Origin of the sequence: Actinomadura sp. KC06, assembly GCF_004348735.1 — a bacterium.
Lineage (GTDB): Bacteria > Actinomycetota > Actinomycetes > Streptosporangiales > Streptosporangiaceae > Spirillospora.
On sequence record NZ_SMKT01000113.1, the window covers coordinates 1 to 15,767 of the forward strand.

Below are 15,767 nucleotides of genomic sequence, written 5' to 3' on the forward strand. Positions count from 1 at the left end.
GGGAGGGGGTCAGCTGGCTTCGGGAACGGGCAGGGTCGGCTGGCTGGTGACGCCGAGGGTGTCCTCGACGAGGGTGACGAAGACGTCGGCGTCGTGCAGGAGTTCCTCGGCCTCGCGCGGCGTGACGGCGCGGGGCAGCCCGGCCTCGGCGGCGGCGCGCTTGTCGGCGCCGGCGGCGAAGAAGGCGGCCCATTCGCGCAGGGCGGGCTCGGCCTCCGGGAGCAGGACCCAGACGCTGCGCGGACGGCCGCGCCGGTGGGTCTCCAGGGGTTCCTTGGACGCCAGGACCGCGGCGGCGGCGCGCAGCGCGGCCAGGTGGGCGCACACGTAGCGGACGGCGGGCGAGGTGGCCTCGGCGGCTTCGGCGAGGCCCATGCGGGCGGCGTGGAGCTGGCCGGCGGCCGTGTGCGCCGGGCGTGGTGCGGGCATCGGACGGCGGCGCGGGCTCGGCGGTGGGACGGACTGGGCGGCGGCGTGGACGCCGCGTGCGGTCATCGTTCCGGACATGTCTGCCTCCTTCCGGGCTCGGGCCGGCCGGGCGGAGAGCTTCCCCTCACTCCGCCCGGCCGTCCGTCCCGCCGGAGCTGCGCTCCGGCGGGGACGTCGCCCTGGCACGGGCCGCGAGTCCCGCACCACGTCGAACATAAGTTCGACGCACAACCCAGTAAACCGCCCTGACGCCGATTCGTCAACGTGTTCGAACGGGTGTCGTACACCGCAGGTCAGAGGGGTGCGGCGATGATCAGCCGGGCCGCCTGACGTGGACGGGGACGTCCGTCCCGAGGAGGTCCGGGAAGTACTCGGCGATGTGCATCGGCAGTCGGACGCAGCCGTGCGAGGCGGGGTATCTGGGCACGTCCAGGGCGCCGTGGAAGGCGATGCCGCCGTTGAAGTAGATGGGGTTGTAGAGGCGCCCCAGGGGCGAGACCTCCCAGCCGGAGGCGCGGCGTCCCGTACGGAAGTCGCCCGTGCCCGTCGTGGCATAGCGGCAGCGGGGAACCTTGGCGCCGCGGTCCTTGGCGCAGTAGTACTCACCGGAGCCCGACGAGATGTGCGTGATGAGACGCGGCTGCCCGTCCTTGTAGAGGACGAGGTATTGGCGTTTCAGGTCGACGTCAACGCGGTCCTTCTCGCGCTTCTTGGCCATCGGCCGTGGCTGCGAGGGGTTGGCCAGGGCCTTCCAGAACGCCTTGTCGAGCGTGCCCTTCTGCTTCATGCGGTTGACCGCCTGGAACGCCCACACGGCCAGTTGGGTGGACGTCCCGTACTTCCCGTCCGCCTTGCCCGGGTCGTAGTGCAGTTCCTTGAGGCGGCGCTGAAGTGCCTTGACGTCCTCGCCCTTCGCGCCCGGCTTCAGCTTGCGCTGCGTGGGCGTCGGGGTGGGGGCCGGCGTGGACGTCGTCGGCTTGGCGACCGGTGTCGTCGGCGGGCCCGCCGCTTCGTCCGTCCCGTTGCAGGCCGTCAGGAAAACGGCCGCTGTCAGCAGAACCGCGCTCGTCCGCACGTCGATCGGTCTCCCTCGCATGAGCTGACCTTAAAGTGCTACCCATGCATCCGAATACCGAAATCGTGGCAAAGGCGCTGCTCGACCGGGGAGCGGCGGGGACCGTCGTGGAGCTGCCCGCGTCCGCGCCGACGGCGCAGGCGGCCGCCGATCAGCTCGGCTGCGAGGTGGGAGCGATCGCCAACAGCCTGGTGTTCGACGCGGACGGGACGCCGCTGCTGGTGATGACGAGTGGCGCGCACCGGGTCGACACGGTGAAGATCGCGGCGCTGGTGGGGGCGGCGAAGGTGAAGCGGGCGACGCCGGAGTTCGTCCGGGAGGCGACCGGGCAGCCGATCGGCGGTGTGGCGCCGCTGGGGCATCCGGCGCCGATCCGTACGCTCGTGGACGTCTGGCTGGACAAGTACGACCAGGTCTGGGCGGCGGGCGGGCATCCGCACACCGTGTTCCCCACGTCGTACGAGGAACTGCTGAGGATCACCGGGGGCACCCCCGCGGAGGTGGAGTGACGAGATGAGCGGCACAGAGATCTGGCACAACCCGCGCTGCTCGAAGAGCCGCGCCGCGAAGGCCGCGCTGGACGAGGCGGGCATCGAGTACACCGAGCGCCGTTACCTGGACGAGCCGCCCACGGCGGACGAGCTCGACGCCGTGCTGACGCGGATCGGCGCGGAGCCGTGGGACGTGGCCCGCCTCAACGAGCCGAAGGCGAAGGAGCTCGGGCTCAAGAACCTGGAGCGCGACCGGGCCCGCTGGATCGAGATCATGGTGGCGAACCCGGTGCTGATCCAGCGTCCGATCGTCCTGACCGGCGAGACCGCCGTCGTGGCGCGCGACGACGCGTCCGTGCGCCTCGCCCTCGGCGAACACTGACCAGGCCCTAGGCGGCCGGTGACGCGGTGGCATGCGGGCCGCCGGCGGCCGCAGGACGTCCGTGATCAGCTTTCGTCATACGTCGGGGCACGGCCCGGTCTACTCTCTGTCGGGTGAGGGACCCGAAGCTGCGCGAGATCGACGAGCGCGCGTTCCTGCGCAGGCTCAGCCCCATGCTGGACGTCTACGCGGCCACCATGGACCCGCCGGACGAGCAGCTCCCGGGCCGCCACACCATCATGGAACGGCATGCCTCGTATCCGGGGTTCCGGGCGTTCGTGGTCGAGCGGCGCGGCGCGCTGCCCGTCCTGACGGGGCCGGTGCAGGGGTTCGCGTACGGGTTCCACGGGGCGCGCGGGCAGTGGTGGCATGACGTCGTCGTCCAGGCGCTCACCGATCTGGAGGGGCCGGAGCACGCGGAGGCGTGGCTGGAGGACACCTTCGAGATCGCGGAGCTGCACGTCCACCCGGAGTCGCAGGGCAGGGGCCTCGGCCGGGCGCTGCTGAACGCGCTGTGCGAGGGCCGGCCGGAGCGCACGGTCGTGCTGTCGACGCTGGACCGGCGGCCGGACACGCCGGCCCGCACGCTCTACCGTTCCGTTGGCATGGTCGATCTGCTGACGGACTTCGAGTTCCCCGGAGGCGGCCCCCGCTACGCGGTCATGGGCGGGACCCTGCCGCTGGCGCCGTACCCGCCGGCGTCCAGCAGCCCGTAGACCTCGCGCGTCGCCGTGGACTTGTTGAACGTGATGAAGTGGATGCCGGGCGCGTCCTGGTCGAGCAGCTCCTGGCACAGGCCGGCGGCGTGCTCGATGCCGAGGCGGCGGACGGCGTCCGGGTCGTCGGCGACGGCGTCGAAGCGGGCCTTGACCTCGGGCGGGAACGGCGCGCCCGACAGCTGCTCGGACCGCTCGATCGTGCTGATCTGGGTGACCGGCATGATGCCGGGCAGGATCGGCACGTCGCAGCCTGCTGCGGCGACGCGGTCGCGGAGCCGGAAGTAGTCCTCGGCGCGGAAGAACATCTGCGTGATCGCGTAGTCGGCGCCGGCGCGGCACTTCTCGACGAAGTGGCGGGTGTCGCTCTCGACGTCGGGCGAGCGCGGGTGCTTGTAGGGGAACGCGGCGACGCCGACGCTGAAGTCGCCGTAGGAGCGGATCATCCGGACGAGGTCGGCGGCGTACTCGACGCCGTCGGGGTGCTTGACCCACTCCCCCATCGGGTCGCCGGGCGGGTCGCCGCGCACGGCGAGGATGTTGCGGACGCCGACGGAGGCGAACCGGCCGATCAGCTGCCGCAGCTCGGCCTGGGAGTGGTTCACGGCGGTGAAGTGCGCGACGGGCGTGAGGGTGGTGTCGGTGGCGATGCGCTCGACGATGTCGACGGTCTTGTCGCGGGTGCCGCCGCCCGCGCCGTAGGTCACGGACACGAACGTCGGGTGCAGCGGCTCGAGTTCCCGGATGGTGCGCCACAGGTTCCGGGCGCCCTTGTCGGTCTTGGGCGGGAAGAACTCGAACGAGAAGGACTTGGCGCCGGAGGCCAGCAGCTCTCGGACGGCGGGAGGACGGTCTGGGCGCAGGCGTGGCATTCCCCAAGCCTACAGAAGCCCCCGGGACGCGTCCGGGCCCGCCGAAACGAGTGATGCTCCGCACAGCGCACGGGCGTTAAGTCCGCATTTCCGAAGATCTATGGACTTCTCACGTTTTCGGCGGACGGTTGAATCTTCCCAGGTGGATACGATCACGGCATGTCGACCAGCCTCATCCGCAAGGAGGTCGACGAGGCGCTCCTGGCCTTCGTCGACCGGCAGCGCCCGCCCCTGCTGACCATCAGCGACGACCTCGCACCGCTGCTGTCCGCCCTGGAGGCGCTGCTCGGCGGGGGCAAGCGGCTCCGTCCGGCGTTCTGCTACTGGGGGTGGCGGGCCGCGGGCGGCGAGGACGGCCAGGCCATCGTGCGGGCCGCGGCGTCCCTGGAGCTGCTGCAGGCCAGCGCGCTGATCCACGACGACGTGATGGACTCCAGCGACACGCGGCGCGGGCAGCCGTCCGTCCACCGCAGGTTCGAGGCGCTGCACGGCGCGCAGGCGTGGCCCGGCGACGCGGAGGCGTACGGCGCGGGCGCGGCGATCCTGCTCGGCGACCTTTGCCTGGCCTGGTCGAGCGAGATGTTCGAGACCTGCGGGCTGGACGGCGACCGCAGGCGGCGCGGCCGGGACGTCTACGACCTGATGCGCACCGAGGTCATGTGCGGCCAGTACCTCGACATGCTGGAGGGCACGCGCGGCGAGGCGTCCGTCGCCACGGCGCTGCGCGTGGTGGAGTTCAAGAGCGCCAAGTACACCATCGAGCGTCCGTTGCACCTCGGCGCGGCGCTCGCCGGGGCCCGCCCGGACGTGATCGCCGCGCTCAGCGGCTACGGGCTGCCGCTCGGCATCGCCTTCCAGCTCCGCGACGACGTCCTGGGCGTGTTCGGCGACCCGGGCGAGACCGGCAAGCCGGCGGGCGACGACCTGCGCGAGGGCAAGCGGACGGTGCTGATCGCCCTCACCGCGGAGCGCGCCTCCCCGGCCCAGGCCGCGGCGCTGCGGCGGCGCCTCGGCGACCCCGGCCTCGACCGTCCCGGCGTGGACGAGCTGCGCGCGATCATCGAGGAGACCGGCGGGCTGGCCGCCTGCGAGGCCATGATCGAGCGCTACCTCGCCGAGGCGGAGGAGGCCCTCCGCGCCGCGCCGATCACCGCCGAGGCCCGGCACGCGCTCTCCGACCTCGCGGTGGCGGCCACCGCACGGAGCATGTAGCCGCCCTGTCCGCGGCCCGGAGGCGGCCGCGCGGAGCAGGTGGGCGGCGTCGGCACGTTCCAGTCCGGGCGCCGAAGATCGCGGTTCCCCTGCCGGGATCCCCGGCGACACGGTACAAATAAGGAGATCTTCGTCCGTCCCCGCCGAGTCGGAGCCCCCCAAGTGCCGCACGACACCTCCCCCGGGAGGACGAGCCCCCATCCCGCGCGCAGCGCCGCCGCCCGTCCGGGACGGCCCGGCCAGGCCCACGCGGGCAAGCCGGGCCGTCCGGCCAAGGAACCGGGCCGTCCGGCCAAGGCGCGCCCTGCCGCATCCCGCCCGGCGCAGGCCCGTTCCGGCCCCGACCGCGAGGCCGCCGCCGTCGCGGGCCCCGATCGTCAGAGCGCCCCCGACTGCCGGAGCGGCGCCGCGCGCACGGAGCGCGGCGCCCCGCTCGGGCCGGACGACCCCCGCGGCCTGGGCGGCTACACGCTGCTCGGACGGCTCGGCGAGGGCGGCCAGGGCGTCGTCTACCTCGGCCGGGACGGCGACGGCGAGTTCGTCACCGTCAAGCTGCTGCGCGGCGGTGTGGCGGCCGGGCAGCGTGCGCGCAGCCGCTTCGTGAAGGAGGCGGACGCCGCCCTGCGGGTGTCGGGACGGCACACCGCCCGCGTCCTGGACGCCGACATGACCGGCGACCGCCCGTACATCGTCAGCGAGTTCGTCGAGGGCCCGTCGCTCCAGCACGTCGTCGAGGACCGCGGCCCGCTGCCCGCGCCCAAGCTCCGCAAGCTCGCGCTGCGGACGGCGGCGGCGCTCGCCGCGATCCACCGCGCGGGCATCGTGCACCGCGACTTCAAGCCCGGCAACGTGCTGCTCGGCCCGGACGGCGCCAAGGTCATCGACTTCGGCATCGCCCGGATCGCCGACGCCACCCCGGTGACGACCGGCCCGGTCGGCACGCCCGCCTACATGGCGCCGGAGCAGATCGAGGACGAGCCGGTCGGGACGCCCGCCGACGTTTTCGCGTGGGGCGCCACCATGGTGTGGGCCGCGACGGGACGTCCGCCGTTCGGCACCGGGCCGAGCGCGGCCGTGATGCGGCGGGTCACCTCCCGCAGCCCCGACCTCGGCGACCTGGACGGCCCGCTGCGCGACCTCGCCGCCCGCTGCCTCGACAAGAACCCGGCCGCCCGGCCGACCGCGTCGCAGATCGTCCGGGCGCTCCGCGAAGGGCAGGGACCGATGCCGAAACCGCGGCCGACGCGCATCCCGCGCTACCGGTGGCGGATGATGGTCGCGCTCGCGGCCGTCGTCGCCTCCGGCTTCGTCCTGGGCATGCTCTTCTGAGCCCCGGCCCACGAGCGCGGCGGCCTCACCGGCGCGCCGGGCTCACGAGCGCGGCGGGCTCACCAGTGCGGCGGACGGTCCTCGAAAAGGCGGGAGTCGTCGGCGTCGCCGCGCCACTCGCCCCAGCCGGTGTCGGTGTCGTCGGACGTCTGGTCCGGCAGGATCTCCAGGTCCTCGTCCAGCTCGACCGGCCGGTCGTCGTCGGGTCCCAGGCTCATGATCCCCATTGTGGGCGATCGCGGACCGGGTCGCACTGTGATCCAGGTCAAACCACGACAAGATCGAGGACGCGGGGTCAGGCGGCGAGGCGGCGGGCGAACTCCGCCGCGGCGGCGCCCGGATCGTCCGCCTCGGTGATCGCCCGTACCACGACGGCGCGGCCCGCCCCGGCGGCCAGGACGTCGCCGAGGTTGCCGAGATCGATCCCGCCGATCGCGAACCACGGCCGCGCCACGCGCTGCGCCGCGACGTACTCCAGCAGCTTCGGGCCCGGCGCCGGACGGCCGGGCTTGGTCGGGGTCGGCCACACCGGGCCGGCGCAGAAGTAGTCGACGCCGGGCTCCACTGCGGCCGCCGACGCCTGCTCGTCCGAATGCGTGGACCGGCCGATCAGCATGTCGCCGCCGATGATCTCCCGGGCGGCGTCCACCGGCAGGTCGTCCTGCCCGAGGTGCAACACGTCGGCGCCGACCGCGTGCGCCACGTCCGCGCGGTCGTTGACGGCGAGCAGCGCGCCGTGCCGCTCGCACGCCGCCCGGAAGATCTCCAGGTAGGCCAGCTCCTGCCGGGCCTCCAGGCCCTTCTGGCGGAGCTGGACGAGGTCGACGCCGCCGGCGAGGACGGCGTCCAGGAAATCCGGCAGGTCCCCTTGCCGCTCCCTCGCGTCGGTGCAGAGGTAGAGGCGGGCGCGGCTGAGCCGCGCCCGCAGCGAAACGGCGCGTTCGGTCGGAAGATGCCTGGACACGGTGGGGGACGGCTCAGAACGCGAGGGCCTGGGCGCGGCGGCGGACCTCGGTCCCCCGGTTCTCGGTGAGCGCGTCCACGGGCGTGCCCGGCAGCGTGTCATCGGCGGTGAACAGCCAGCGGACGGTCTCCACGTCGTCGAACCCGGCGTCCGACAGGAGCGTCAGCGTGCCGGGCAGGCCCTTGATCACCTGGCCGTCCTTGATGAACGCGGCGGGCACCATGGGCTCGCCCTCCCGGCGCACGGCCAGGAGACGGTGCTCGCTGATGAGCTGCTTGATCCGGTTGGGCTTGATCCCGAGTCGCCCGGCGGCCTCCTTCAGGGAGAGCCACTCGCCCGCGAGGGCGTCGGTCCGGGGGTCCAGTGCGCTGTCAACGGTTGCGTGCATCTGCGTCACGCCCCCTTGCTACCACGCCATCGGAACCCTCAAACCCCCTGCACAGCCGTTACATGCCGGTGGCGATCGCTATCCGCGAACGGCCTGGCGGACGGGCACGTCCGGGTCGGCGAGCGCCACGGCGTCGACGGCGCTGCCCGCCGCGATGACGCGCCTCGCCTGCACCAGATCGCGGGGCCTGTCGACGGCCAGGACCGCGTCGAGCCGGTCGCCGGTCAGCCACGCGGCCGTCCACTTCCGGCCGGACGGGTCGCCGCGCCACACGATCCGCTCGGACGCCGCGTGGCTCCCCGCGTACTGCACCATCCGCCCGAACTGCTCGGACCAGAAGTACGGGACGGCGTCGTACACGGCCTCCTGGCCGAGCAGCGACGCGGCGGCGACGTCGGGGGCGTTGAGGGCGGTGTCCCAGTGCTCGACGAGGAGCCGCCGCCCGTACCGGGCCGACCACCAGGCGGCGCAGTCGCCGACCGCGACGACGTCCGGCCGGACGGAGCCGGGCTCCTCCTCCCCCGCGTACGTGCGGAACGAGCCATCGGTGACCACGCCGCGCTCCAGCAGCAGGCCGGAGCCTTCCAGCCACGACAGGTCCGGCCGGACGCCGACGCCGACGATGATCTCGTCCGCGCCGATCGGTGCGCCTCCGGCGAGGACGAGGCCGCCGTCGCGCACTTCGGCGACCTTGACGCCGGTGCGCAGCCCGACGCCCGCCTCCGCGTACCAGGGCGCGGTGCGCGCGCCGGCCTCGGGGCCGAGCGCTCCGGCGAGCGGCGTGTCCGCGGCCTCCACCACGGTCACCACGCAGCCCTTCTTCGCGGCGGTCGTCGCGACCTCGGCGCCGATCCAGCCCGCCCCGACGATCACGATCCGGGCGCCCTCGGTGAGCCGGGACCGCAGGTCGCGGGCGTCCTCGATGGTGCGCAGGACGTGCTGGGGCCCGTCCCCCGGCAGGGTGATCGGGACGGCGCCGGTAGCGATGACCAGCCCGTCGAACGGGAGATCGCCCGCCGTGGACGCGATGACGCCGCCGCGCGCGTCCAGGCGGAGGCCGGTGGCGCGCTCGCCGAGGAGCAGGTCGCAGCGCAGCGCGTCCCAGTCGGCGTCGACGGTCGTGTCGTCGGACTCGCCCGCGAGGACGGCCTTCGACAGCGGCGGCCGGTCATAGGGCGGATGCCGCTCGGCCGAGACGAGGGTCAGCGCGCCCTTGTACCCCCTGCCCCTCAGCGACTCCGCGGCGCGCAGGCCGGCCAGCCCGCCGCCCACGACGATGACCCTCTCCATGAGAATCACCCTAACGGGCGGCCTCCACAGGCTGGACGCCTGTCCAGACAGTTGCCCGCACCCCAGGGGGTCGTAAGGTGGGGAGCGGGTAAAACAGCACAAAGCGCGGGAGTCCGGTGCGACCGGGCTGAGAGGGCGGCTGGAACGGGCCGCCGACCGCCACGACCTGATCCGGATCATGCCGGCGAAGGGAGCGCGCATGGAGATCGTGATCGTCGGGGCCGGGGTCATCGGCCTCGCCACCGCCTGGCGGGCCGCCGCCGGCGGCGCCGCCGTCACCCTGGTCGACCCCGAGCCCGCGAGCGGCGCGTCGTCGGTCGCCGCGGGCATGCTCACCCCGGTCAGCGAGCTGACCTACGGCGAGGAGCCGCTGCTGCGGCTGGGCCTCGCGTCCCGCGACCGGTACGGCGCGTTCGTCGCCGAGCTGGAGGAGCTGACCGGCCTGGAGACCGGCTACCGCACGGACGGGATCATCGAGGTCGCCTTCGACGCCGACGACCTGAAGTACCTGGACGACCTGCGCCGCTTCCAGGAGACCCTCGGCGTCCCGGTCGAGGCGCTGACCGGACGGGAGTGCCGCCGCCTGGAGCCGATGCTCGCGCCGGGCGTGCGCGGCGGCCTGCTCGCCCCCGAGGACGGCTCGATCGACCCGCGCCGCCTGGCCCCGGCGCTGCTCGCGGGGGGCGAGAAGCTCGGCGTCCGGCTCGTCCGCCGCCGGGCCGCGGAGATCGTCGTCGAGCGCGACACCGCGGTCGGGGTCCGGCTGGACGACGGCACGGCGCTCCGGGCCGACCGCGTCCTGCTGGCGGCGGGCCCCTGGTCGGGCGATCTCGGCGGGCTGCCGCCCGGGACCGTTCCACCCGTCCGTCCCGTCAAGGGGCAGGTGATCCGGCTCCGCACCCGGACGCCGTTCATCGGCCGGTCCACGCGCGGGATGGTGAAGGGCTCGTCGGTCTACCTGGTGCCCCGCCTGGACGGCGAGATCGTCGTCGGCGCCACCCAGGAGGAGCTGGGCTTCGACACCCGCGTCACGGCGGGCGGTCTGTGGGAGCTGCTGCGCGACGCCCGCGAGCTGCTGCCCGGCGTCACCGAGCTGGAGTTCGTCGAGGTGTCGGCGGGCCTGCGCCCCGGCTCGCCGGACAACGCGCCGGTGATGGGCCCGTCCGCGCTGCCCGGCCTCGTCATCGGCACCGGCCACTTCCGCAACGGCGTCCTGCTCGCCCCGATCTCCGCCGACATCCTGTCCGCGATGCTGCTGGACGCCCCCGTCCCCGACGTCGCCGGACCGTCCTCCAGCCCCCACCCGCCACCGTTCAACGGACGAGCTTTGCTCGACGCTTTCTCGCCCGGCCGCTTCTCCCCCGAGGTGCATTCATGAAGGTGATCGTCAACGGTGAGCCGCGCGAGCTGCCGGACGGCGCGAGCGTGGCCGAGGCGGTCGCGTCCGTGTCCGGGGCCGCGTCCGGAATCGCGGTGGCGGTGAACGACGAGGTCGTCCGGCGCTCGGCGTGGGAGGGCACGACGCTGCGCGAGGCCGACCGACTCGAAGTCCTGACCGCCGTGCAGGGAGGCTAGACGTGACGGACAAGCTGGTCATCGCGGGCGAGGAGCTGGGCTCCCGGCTGATCATGGGGACGGGCGGCGCGCCGAGCATGCACGTCCTGCGCGAGGCGCTGACCGCGTCCGGGACGGAGCTGACCACGGTCGCGATGCGGCGCGTGGACCCGTCCGCCCGCGGCTCGGTGCTGGACGTCCTGTCCGAGTGCGGCATCCGGGTGCTGCCGAACACCGCGGGCTGCTTCACCGCCGGCGAGGCCGTCCTCACCGCGAAGCTGGCCCGCGAGGCTCTCGGCACGAACTGGGTCAAGCTGGAGGTGATCGCGGACGAGCACACGCTGCTGCCCGACCCGATCGAGCTCGTCGACGCCGCCGAGCAGCTCGTGGACGACGGATTCGCCGTCCTGCCGTATACCAACGACGACCCCGTCCTGGCGCGGCGGCTGGAGCAGATCGGGTGCGTGGCCGTGATGCCGCTCGGCTCCCCGATCGGATCGGGCCTCGGGATCCGCAACCCGCACAACATCGAGCTGATCGTCGAGCGGGCGGGCGTCCCGGTCATCCTGGACGCGGGCCTCGGCACCGCGTCCGACGCCGCGCTGGCGATGGAGCTGGGCTGCGACGCGGTCCTGCTGGCGACCGCGGTGACCCGCGCCCAGCACCCGGCGCGGATGGCCGCCGCGATGCGGCACGCGGTGGAGGCCGGGCGGCTGGCCCGGCTCGCCGGACGCATCCCGAAGCGCCGCTACGCGCAGGCGTCCTCGCCCTTCGAGGGAATCGCGACTTCGTAGCAGCACTAAACCCCCACCTATAGAAATATTCGCTAGACCTGAAATGTCTGCGCCACCAGACTGGGGACGTCCAACCCGGACCCGCACGCCGCAACCCGGCGCATCGCTTCGGTGTTGATCGAAACGTCCCATACCTAAGGTGCGTGACATGCAGCAGGAAAGCGGCGCGCGCGTCGACAGGCTCGCAGTGGCGGCCGCCACGGTGACGGTGGTGCTGTGGGCCTCCGCCTTCGTCTCGATCCGCAGCGCCGGCGCCGAGTACAGTCCCGGCGCCCTCGCCCTCGGCCGCCTCCTCTCGGGGACGGTCGTGCTCGGCGCGCTGTGGCTCGTCCGGCGCGAGGGGCTCCCGCCGAAGGCCGCCTGGCCCGGCATCGTCACCGCTGGACTCCTGTGGTTCGGCGCGTACATGGTCGCCCTGAACTGGGGCGAGCAGCTCGTGGACGCGGGCACGGCCGCCCTCGTCGTCAACATCGGGCCGATCCTCATCGCCCTCCTCGGCGGCTGGCTGCTGAAGGAGGGACTGCCGCCCCGCCTGCTGGCGGGGATGGCGGTGTCGTTCGGGGGCGCGGCCGTCGTCGGGCTTTCGATGTCCGGCGAGGGCCGCTCGTCCGTCGGCGGGGTGCTGCTCTGCCTGGTCGCCGCCGTCACGTACGCGGCGGGCGTCGTCAGCCAGAAGCCCGCGCTGCGGCACGCCTCGGCGCTGCAGTTCACCACGTTCGCCTGCGCGATCGGCACGCTCGCCTGCCTGCCGTTCTCGGGCCAGCTCGTCTCCCAGGCCGCCGACGCCCCCGCCGGGGCGACCCTCAACATGATCTACCTGGGCGTCTTCCCCACCGCCATCGCGTTCACCACCTGGGGATACGCCCTCGCCCGGACGTCCGCCGGAAAGATGGGCGCCACCACCTACGCCGCACCCGCCCTCGTCGTGTTCATGTCGTGGCTGTTCCTCGGCGAGGTCCCCGGCCTCATCACGCTCGCCGGCGGCCTGCTCTGCCTTGCGGGCGTGGCGGTCTCCCGCAGCGCCCGCCCGCTGCGCCGCCCCGCGCCGCCGGAGCCCACCGCCGTCCCGGCGGAGTCACCCTCGGGGCTCATCGATGCTCATACTCGCGACTGATGAGAACCTCGCCGATCCGGCCGTAAAATCGCAGCGATGGACACGACGGTTGCCGATCCCCTCGTCGGGCGGGTGCTCGACGGGCGCTACCGCATTGAGTCCCGCGTCGCCCGGGGCGGCATGGCCACGGTCTACGTCGCCCGCGACATCAGGCTCGACCGCATCGTCGCGATCAAGGTGATGCACGCCGGACTCGCCTCCGACGAGGACTTCGTCGCCCGCTTCATCGGCGAGGCCAAGGCAGCGGCGGTGCTGTCGCACCCGAACGTCGTCGCCGTCTACGACCAGCGCACCGACGGCGAGCACGTCTTCCTGGTGATGGAGTACGTCGCCGGGCACACGCTCCGCGACGCGCTCACCACGCTCGGGCGGCTCGGCCCCCGCGCCGCGCTGGAGATCATGCAGCCGGTGCTCGCGGCGCTCGGCGCGGCGCACCGGGCCGGTCTCGTGCACCGCGACGTCAAGCCCGAGAACGTCCTGATCACCGAGGACGGCCAGGTCAAGGTCGCCGACTTCGGCCTCGCCCGGGCCGAGACCGCGAGCAAGATGACCAAGACCGGCGTGATCATCGGGACGGTCGGCTACCTGGCGCCCGAGCAGGTGGTGTCCGGCGACGCCGACGTCCGCTCGGACGTGTACGCCGCCGGCGTCATGCTGTTCGAGCTGCTCACCGGCCGCCTCCCCCACCAGGCCGACACGCCGCTCGCCGTCGCCTTCAAGCACGCGAACGAGACGGTGCCGCCGCCGTCGAGCGCCGTCCCCGGCATCCCTGCCCGCGTCAACGAGTTGGTCACCGACGCGACGAGCCACGACCCGCAGCGCCGCCCGCAGGACGCGAACCAGTACCTCGCCGAGGTCGCCGAGGTGTTCGGCGGCCTCCCCCGCGACTTCGACCGCCGCCTTGAGGAGAGCAACGCCACCGCCGTCCTGGAGGCCCCGCCCTCACACGGCCGCACCGCTGTCCTCGACGCGACCACGCTCCCACCCGCCTATGCGCCCGAGCGCACCAGGGCAGACCGGGCCATCGGCGCGCTGACCGGCCGGTACGTCCTCGTCGCCATCGGCGCGATCGCGGCGATCATCCTCGGCTGGGCCGTCTGGTACCAGACGTCGGGGCAGTACGAGCACGTCCCGTCGTCCATCATCGGGATGAAGGTCGCCGACGCCCGCGACCGGCTGGAGAGCGCCGGGCTGGACGTGCAGACCGCGAAGGCCGTCTACGACGACCGCGTCCACAAGGGCGGCGTCGCCAAGTCCGACCCGCCCGCGGGCGCCCGCGTCGCCAAGGGCGAGACCGTCACGCTGACGCCCTCTCGCGGCATCACACCCAAGGAAGTGCCCGACGTCGAAGGCAAGTCCCTTGAAGAGGCCAAGCAAACCCTCAAGGACGAAGGCTTCACCGTAGGCCGGACGAGCTTCACCCCATCGCAGACGATCGCGAAGGACCAGGTCGTCGGCACGACCCCTGCGGCGGGCGAGCGGCAGTCCCCCGACGAGCCGGTCGGCGTCATCGTCTCCACCGGCATGTCGATGCCGAACCTCGTCGGCCAGAACGGCGACGCCGCCGCGAACCAGCTCCGCTCGATGGGCCTGGACGTCAAGGTCGAGAAGCGGAAGGCCGAAGGCAAGCCGCCCGACACGGTGATCGAGCAGAACCCGTCCGAAGGCACAGGCGTGTCCCGCGGCGACAAGGTCACGATCGTCGTCAACAAGCGCGACTGCCTCGTCGACACGGGCCCGTTCCAGTTCGGCTGCGAGGACGGCGAGGGCACGCAGAACGTCCCGGTCCCGAACCTGACCGGCGGCAACGTGGACGACGCCAAGAAGGCCCTTGAGGACTCCGGTTTCAAGGTCAACGTGACGGGGTTCGGCGGCAACACCGTCCGCTTCCAGTCCCCGAACAGCGGCGAGGCCAGGCGCGGCTCCACCGTCACGATCGTCCGGGGCCCGTGACCGGCTAGGCTGAACGCGCAATGACATCTCGCAACCCCGTCGGGGCGCACGTCCCCGTGGCCGGCGGCCTCGCGACCGGCGGCCTGAAATACGCCGCCCGGATCGGCGCCGAGGCCGTGCAGGTCTTCGTGGCCAACCCGCGCGGCTGGGCGCTCCCCGAAGGCAAGCCCGCCGAGGACGAGAAACTCCGCGCCGCCGGCGTCCCCGTTTACATCCACACCCCGTACCTGGTGAATTTCGGCTCCCCCAGCCAGGAGACCCTCGCCAAGTCGATCGCGACCGTCCGCCACTCCCTCACCCGAGGCCGCGCCATCGGCGCCCTAGGCGTGGTGGTCCACACCGGCTCCGCCGTCACCCAGACCTACGACGAGGCGATGGCCCAGGTCCGCGACCATGTGCTCCCCCTTCTGGACGAGATCCCCGAAGACGGCCCCGACCTGCTCCTGGAACCCATGGCAGGCCAGAACAACATGCTCTGCGCCAAAGTCCAGGACCTGGGCCCATTCTTCGACCGCCTGGAAAACCACCCGAAACTAGGCGTCTGCTTCGACACCTGCCACGCCTTCGCCGCAGGCCACGACCTGGCGGCCCCGGGCGGCGCAAAAGCCACCATCGACGCCCTGATCGACACAGTAGGCGAGGGCCGCCTGAAACTGGTCCACGCCAACGACTCAAAGGACCCCTGCGCCTCCGGCAGAGACCGCCACGAAAACATAGGCGCAGGCCAAATCGGCGAACCCCCCTTCGCCGACCTCTTCAGCCACCCCGCCGTAGCCGGAATCCCGTTCCTAATAGAAACCCCGGGCCGAGCCCCCGAGCCCCACGCCAAAGACATAAAAACCTTGAAACGCCTCCGCGACACCTAGAACCCAGCAGCGGAGGCAGTCCGCGGGCCCGTCGGTTGAAGCCGCACCGCCCCACAAACCAGCACCAACTACTGCAACGACCCAAGCCACCACAGCAATCGGCAACAACCTAAACGCTTGCGATCGCGTCCGAAGGCAGGTTTCGAGCCTGCGAGAAACCTGATCGCGCAGCGAGCCGCCAAGGCGAGACGAAGCGATGCAGCGATCGCGCGTATTTCTCGACGATGGAGGGCCCCCAGGGCCCGAAGGAGGAGAGAAATACAAAAAACACGACTCGGGCGCCGCTGAACAACCCCCCGACTGTTCAACGACGCCCGAGCCACAGGCCACCGGATCCC

Annotated in this window: 18 protein-coding genes and 1 riboswitch; of the genes, 11 read left to right on the forward strand and 7 right to left on the reverse strand. The window is 72.7% G+C overall.

The annotated features are described in order from the left end of the window. Positions 1-9: 9 nt before the first annotated feature. Positions 10-507, reverse strand: a complete 498-nt coding sequence (locus E1287_RS29435; RefSeq protein WP_131968521.1) for an SAV_6107 family HEPN domain-containing protein — start codon at positions 505-507, stop codon at positions 10-12. A 235-nt stretch (positions 508-742) separates the two neighbouring features. Further along, positions 743-1,525 carry a L,D-transpeptidase family protein gene (locus E1287_RS29440; RefSeq protein ID WP_131968522.1) on the reverse strand — a complete coding sequence of 261 codons (783 nt, stop codon included), beginning with the start codon at positions 1,523-1,525 and terminating at the stop codon, positions 743-745. 23 nt (positions 1,526-1,548) lie between these two features. Between E1287_RS29440 and E1287_RS29445 the strand changes: the two genes are divergently transcribed. From E1287_RS29445 to E1287_RS29455, 3 genes are all read left to right on the forward strand, one after another. Continuing rightward, the gene (locus E1287_RS29445) at positions 1,549-2,013 is read left to right on the forward strand and encodes a YbaK/EbsC family protein (RefSeq protein WP_131968523.1); all 465 of its coding nucleotides are present in this window, start codon (positions 1,549-1,551) and stop codon (positions 2,011-2,013) included. A 4-nt stretch (positions 2,014-2,017) separates the two neighbouring features. Next, a complete protein-coding gene (locus E1287_RS29450; RefSeq protein ID WP_131968524.1) occupies positions 2,018-2,377 on the forward strand; it encodes an arsenate reductase family protein in 360 nt (119 codons plus the stop codon). 113 nt (positions 2,378-2,490) lie between these two features. Continuing rightward, on the forward strand, positions 2,491-3,093 hold the full coding sequence (locus tag E1287_RS29455; protein WP_131968525.1) for a GNAT family N-acetyltransferase: 603 nt from the start codon (positions 2,491-2,493) through the stop codon (positions 3,091-3,093). On the opposite strand, the gene metF is transcribed toward E1287_RS29455, so the two are convergent. Continuing rightward, the gene (gene metF / locus E1287_RS29460) at positions 3,030-3,965 is read right to left on the reverse strand and encodes a methylenetetrahydrofolate reductase [NAD(P)H] (RefSeq protein WP_131968526.1); all 936 of its coding nucleotides are present in this window, start codon (positions 3,963-3,965) and stop codon (positions 3,030-3,032) included. The genes E1287_RS29455 and metF overlap by 64 nt on opposite strands. 159 nt (positions 3,966-4,124) lie before the next feature. Between metF and E1287_RS29465 the strand changes: the two genes are divergently transcribed. Both E1287_RS29465 and E1287_RS29470 read left to right on the forward strand, forming a co-directional pair. After that, on the forward strand, positions 4,125-5,177 hold the full coding sequence (locus E1287_RS29465) for a polyprenyl synthetase family protein (protein WP_131968527.1): 1,053 nt from the start codon (positions 4,125-4,127) through the stop codon (positions 5,175-5,177). A gap of 162 nt (positions 5,178-5,339) precedes the next feature. Next, complete coding sequence (locus E1287_RS29470) at positions 5,340-6,506, forward strand: serine/threonine-protein kinase (protein ID WP_243719517.1); 1,167 nt, start codon at positions 5,340-5,342, stop codon at positions 6,504-6,506. Positions 6,507-6,565: 59 nt separating this feature from the next. On the opposite strand, the gene E1287_RS44015 is transcribed toward E1287_RS29470, so the two are convergent. The 4 genes from E1287_RS44015 to E1287_RS29485 form a co-directional block, all read right to left on the reverse strand. After that, on the reverse strand, positions 6,566-6,724 hold the full coding sequence (locus tag E1287_RS44015; protein WP_165969233.1) for a hypothetical protein: 159 nt from the start codon (positions 6,722-6,724) through the stop codon (positions 6,566-6,568). Positions 6,725-6,801: 77 nt separating this feature from the next. Beyond that, entirely contained in the window at positions 6,802-7,470 is a 669-nt protein-coding gene (thiE, locus tag E1287_RS29475; RefSeq protein WP_243719518.1) for a thiamine phosphate synthase, read from the reverse strand. Positions 7,471-7,483: 13 nt separating this feature from the next. Further along, positions 7,484-7,858 (reverse strand): DNA-binding protein, encoded by a 375-nt coding sequence (locus tag E1287_RS29480; RefSeq protein WP_131968529.1) that lies wholly within the window; start codon positions 7,856-7,858, stop codon positions 7,484-7,486. Positions 7,859-7,936: 78 nt separating this feature from the next. After that, positions 7,937-9,148 (reverse strand): FAD-dependent oxidoreductase, encoded by a 1,212-nt coding sequence (locus E1287_RS29485; protein WP_131968530.1) that lies wholly within the window; start codon positions 9,146-9,148, stop codon positions 7,937-7,939. Between the two features lie 95 nt (positions 9,149-9,243). Beyond that, positions 9,244-9,358: riboswitch (TPP riboswitch) on the forward strand. Between E1287_RS29485 and thiO the strand changes: the two genes are divergently transcribed. The 6 genes from thiO to E1287_RS29515 all read left to right on the forward strand — a co-directional run bounded on the left by thiO (position 9,348) and on the right by E1287_RS29515 (position 15,429). Beyond that, the gene (gene thiO / locus E1287_RS29490) at positions 9,348-10,526 is read left to right on the forward strand and encodes a glycine oxidase ThiO (protein ID WP_131968531.1); all 1,179 of its coding nucleotides are present in this window, start codon (positions 9,348-9,350) and stop codon (positions 10,524-10,526) included. (Overlaps the previous riboswitch by 11 nt.) Then, entirely contained in the window at positions 10,523-10,723 is a 201-nt protein-coding gene (gene thiS / locus E1287_RS29495) for a sulfur carrier protein ThiS (protein WP_131968532.1), read from the forward strand. The genes thiO and thiS overlap by 4 nt, the downstream gene beginning before the upstream one ends. A 2-nt stretch (positions 10,724-10,725) precedes the next feature. Then, positions 10,726-11,496 (forward strand): thiazole synthase, encoded by a 771-nt coding sequence (locus tag E1287_RS29500; protein WP_207934533.1) that lies wholly within the window; start codon positions 10,726-10,728, stop codon positions 11,494-11,496. 148 nt (positions 11,497-11,644) lie between these two features. Then, a complete protein-coding gene (locus E1287_RS29505) occupies positions 11,645-12,610 on the forward strand; it encodes a DMT family transporter (RefSeq protein WP_131968533.1) in 966 nt (321 codons plus the stop codon). Between the two features lie 36 nt (positions 12,611-12,646). Then, positions 12,647-14,563, forward strand: a complete 1,917-nt coding sequence (pknB, locus tag E1287_RS29510; protein ID WP_131968534.1) for a Stk1 family PASTA domain-containing Ser/Thr kinase — start codon at positions 12,647-12,649, stop codon at positions 14,561-14,563. A gap of 20 nt (positions 14,564-14,583) precedes the next feature. Then, positions 14,584-15,429, forward strand: a complete 846-nt coding sequence (locus E1287_RS29515) for a deoxyribonuclease IV (RefSeq protein WP_131968535.1) — start codon at positions 14,584-14,586, stop codon at positions 15,427-15,429. Positions 15,430-15,767 lie beyond the last annotated feature (338 nt).

What these genes read in the sequence shown, in the direction of transcription:
- E1287_RS29435 (WP_131968521.1), bottom strand. Translation starts at nt 507, where the DNA reads ATGTCCGGAACGATGACCGCACGCGGCGTCCACGCCGCCGCCCAGTCC.
- E1287_RS29440 (WP_131968522.1), bottom strand. Translation starts at nt 1,525, where the DNA reads ATGCGAGGGAGACCGATCGACGTGCGGACGAGCGCGGTTCTGCTGACA.
- E1287_RS29445 (WP_131968523.1), top strand. Translation starts at nt 1,549, where the DNA reads ATGCATCCGAATACCGAAATCGTGGCAAAGGCGCTGCTCGACCGGGGA.
- E1287_RS29450 (WP_131968524.1), top strand. Translation starts at nt 2,018, where the DNA reads ATGAGCGGCACAGAGATCTGGCACAACCCGCGCTGCTCGAAGAGCCGC.
- metF (WP_131968526.1), bottom strand. Translation starts at nt 3,965, where the DNA reads ATGCCACGCCTGCGCCCAGACCGTCCTCCCGCCGTCCGAGAGCTGCTG.
- E1287_RS29465 (WP_131968527.1), top strand. Translation starts at nt 4,125, where the DNA reads ATGTCGACCAGCCTCATCCGCAAGGAGGTCGACGAGGCGCTCCTGGCC.
- E1287_RS44015 (WP_165969233.1), bottom strand. Translation starts at nt 6,724, where the DNA reads ATGAGCCTGGGACCCGACGACGACCGGCCGGTCGAGCTGGACGAGGAC.
- E1287_RS29480 (WP_131968529.1), bottom strand. Translation starts at nt 7,858, where the DNA reads ATGCACGCAACCGTTGACAGCGCACTGGACCCCCGGACCGACGCCCTC.
- E1287_RS29485 (WP_131968530.1), bottom strand. Translation starts at nt 9,148, where the DNA reads ATGGAGAGGGTCATCGTCGTGGGCGGCGGGCTGGCCGGCCTGCGCGCC.
- thiO (WP_131968531.1), top strand. Translation starts at nt 9,348, where the DNA reads ATGGAGATCGTGATCGTCGGGGCCGGGGTCATCGGCCTCGCCACCGCC.
- thiS (WP_131968532.1), top strand. Translation starts at nt 10,523, where the DNA reads ATGAAGGTGATCGTCAACGGTGAGCCGCGCGAGCTGCCGGACGGCGCG.
- E1287_RS29505 (WP_131968533.1), top strand. Translation starts at nt 11,645, where the DNA reads ATGCAGCAGGAAAGCGGCGCGCGCGTCGACAGGCTCGCAGTGGCGGCC.
- pknB (WP_131968534.1), top strand. Translation starts at nt 12,647, where the DNA reads ATGGACACGACGGTTGCCGATCCCCTCGTCGGGCGGGTGCTCGACGGG.
- E1287_RS29515 (WP_131968535.1), top strand. Translation starts at nt 14,584, where the DNA reads ATGACATCTCGCAACCCCGTCGGGGCGCACGTCCCCGTGGCCGGCGGC.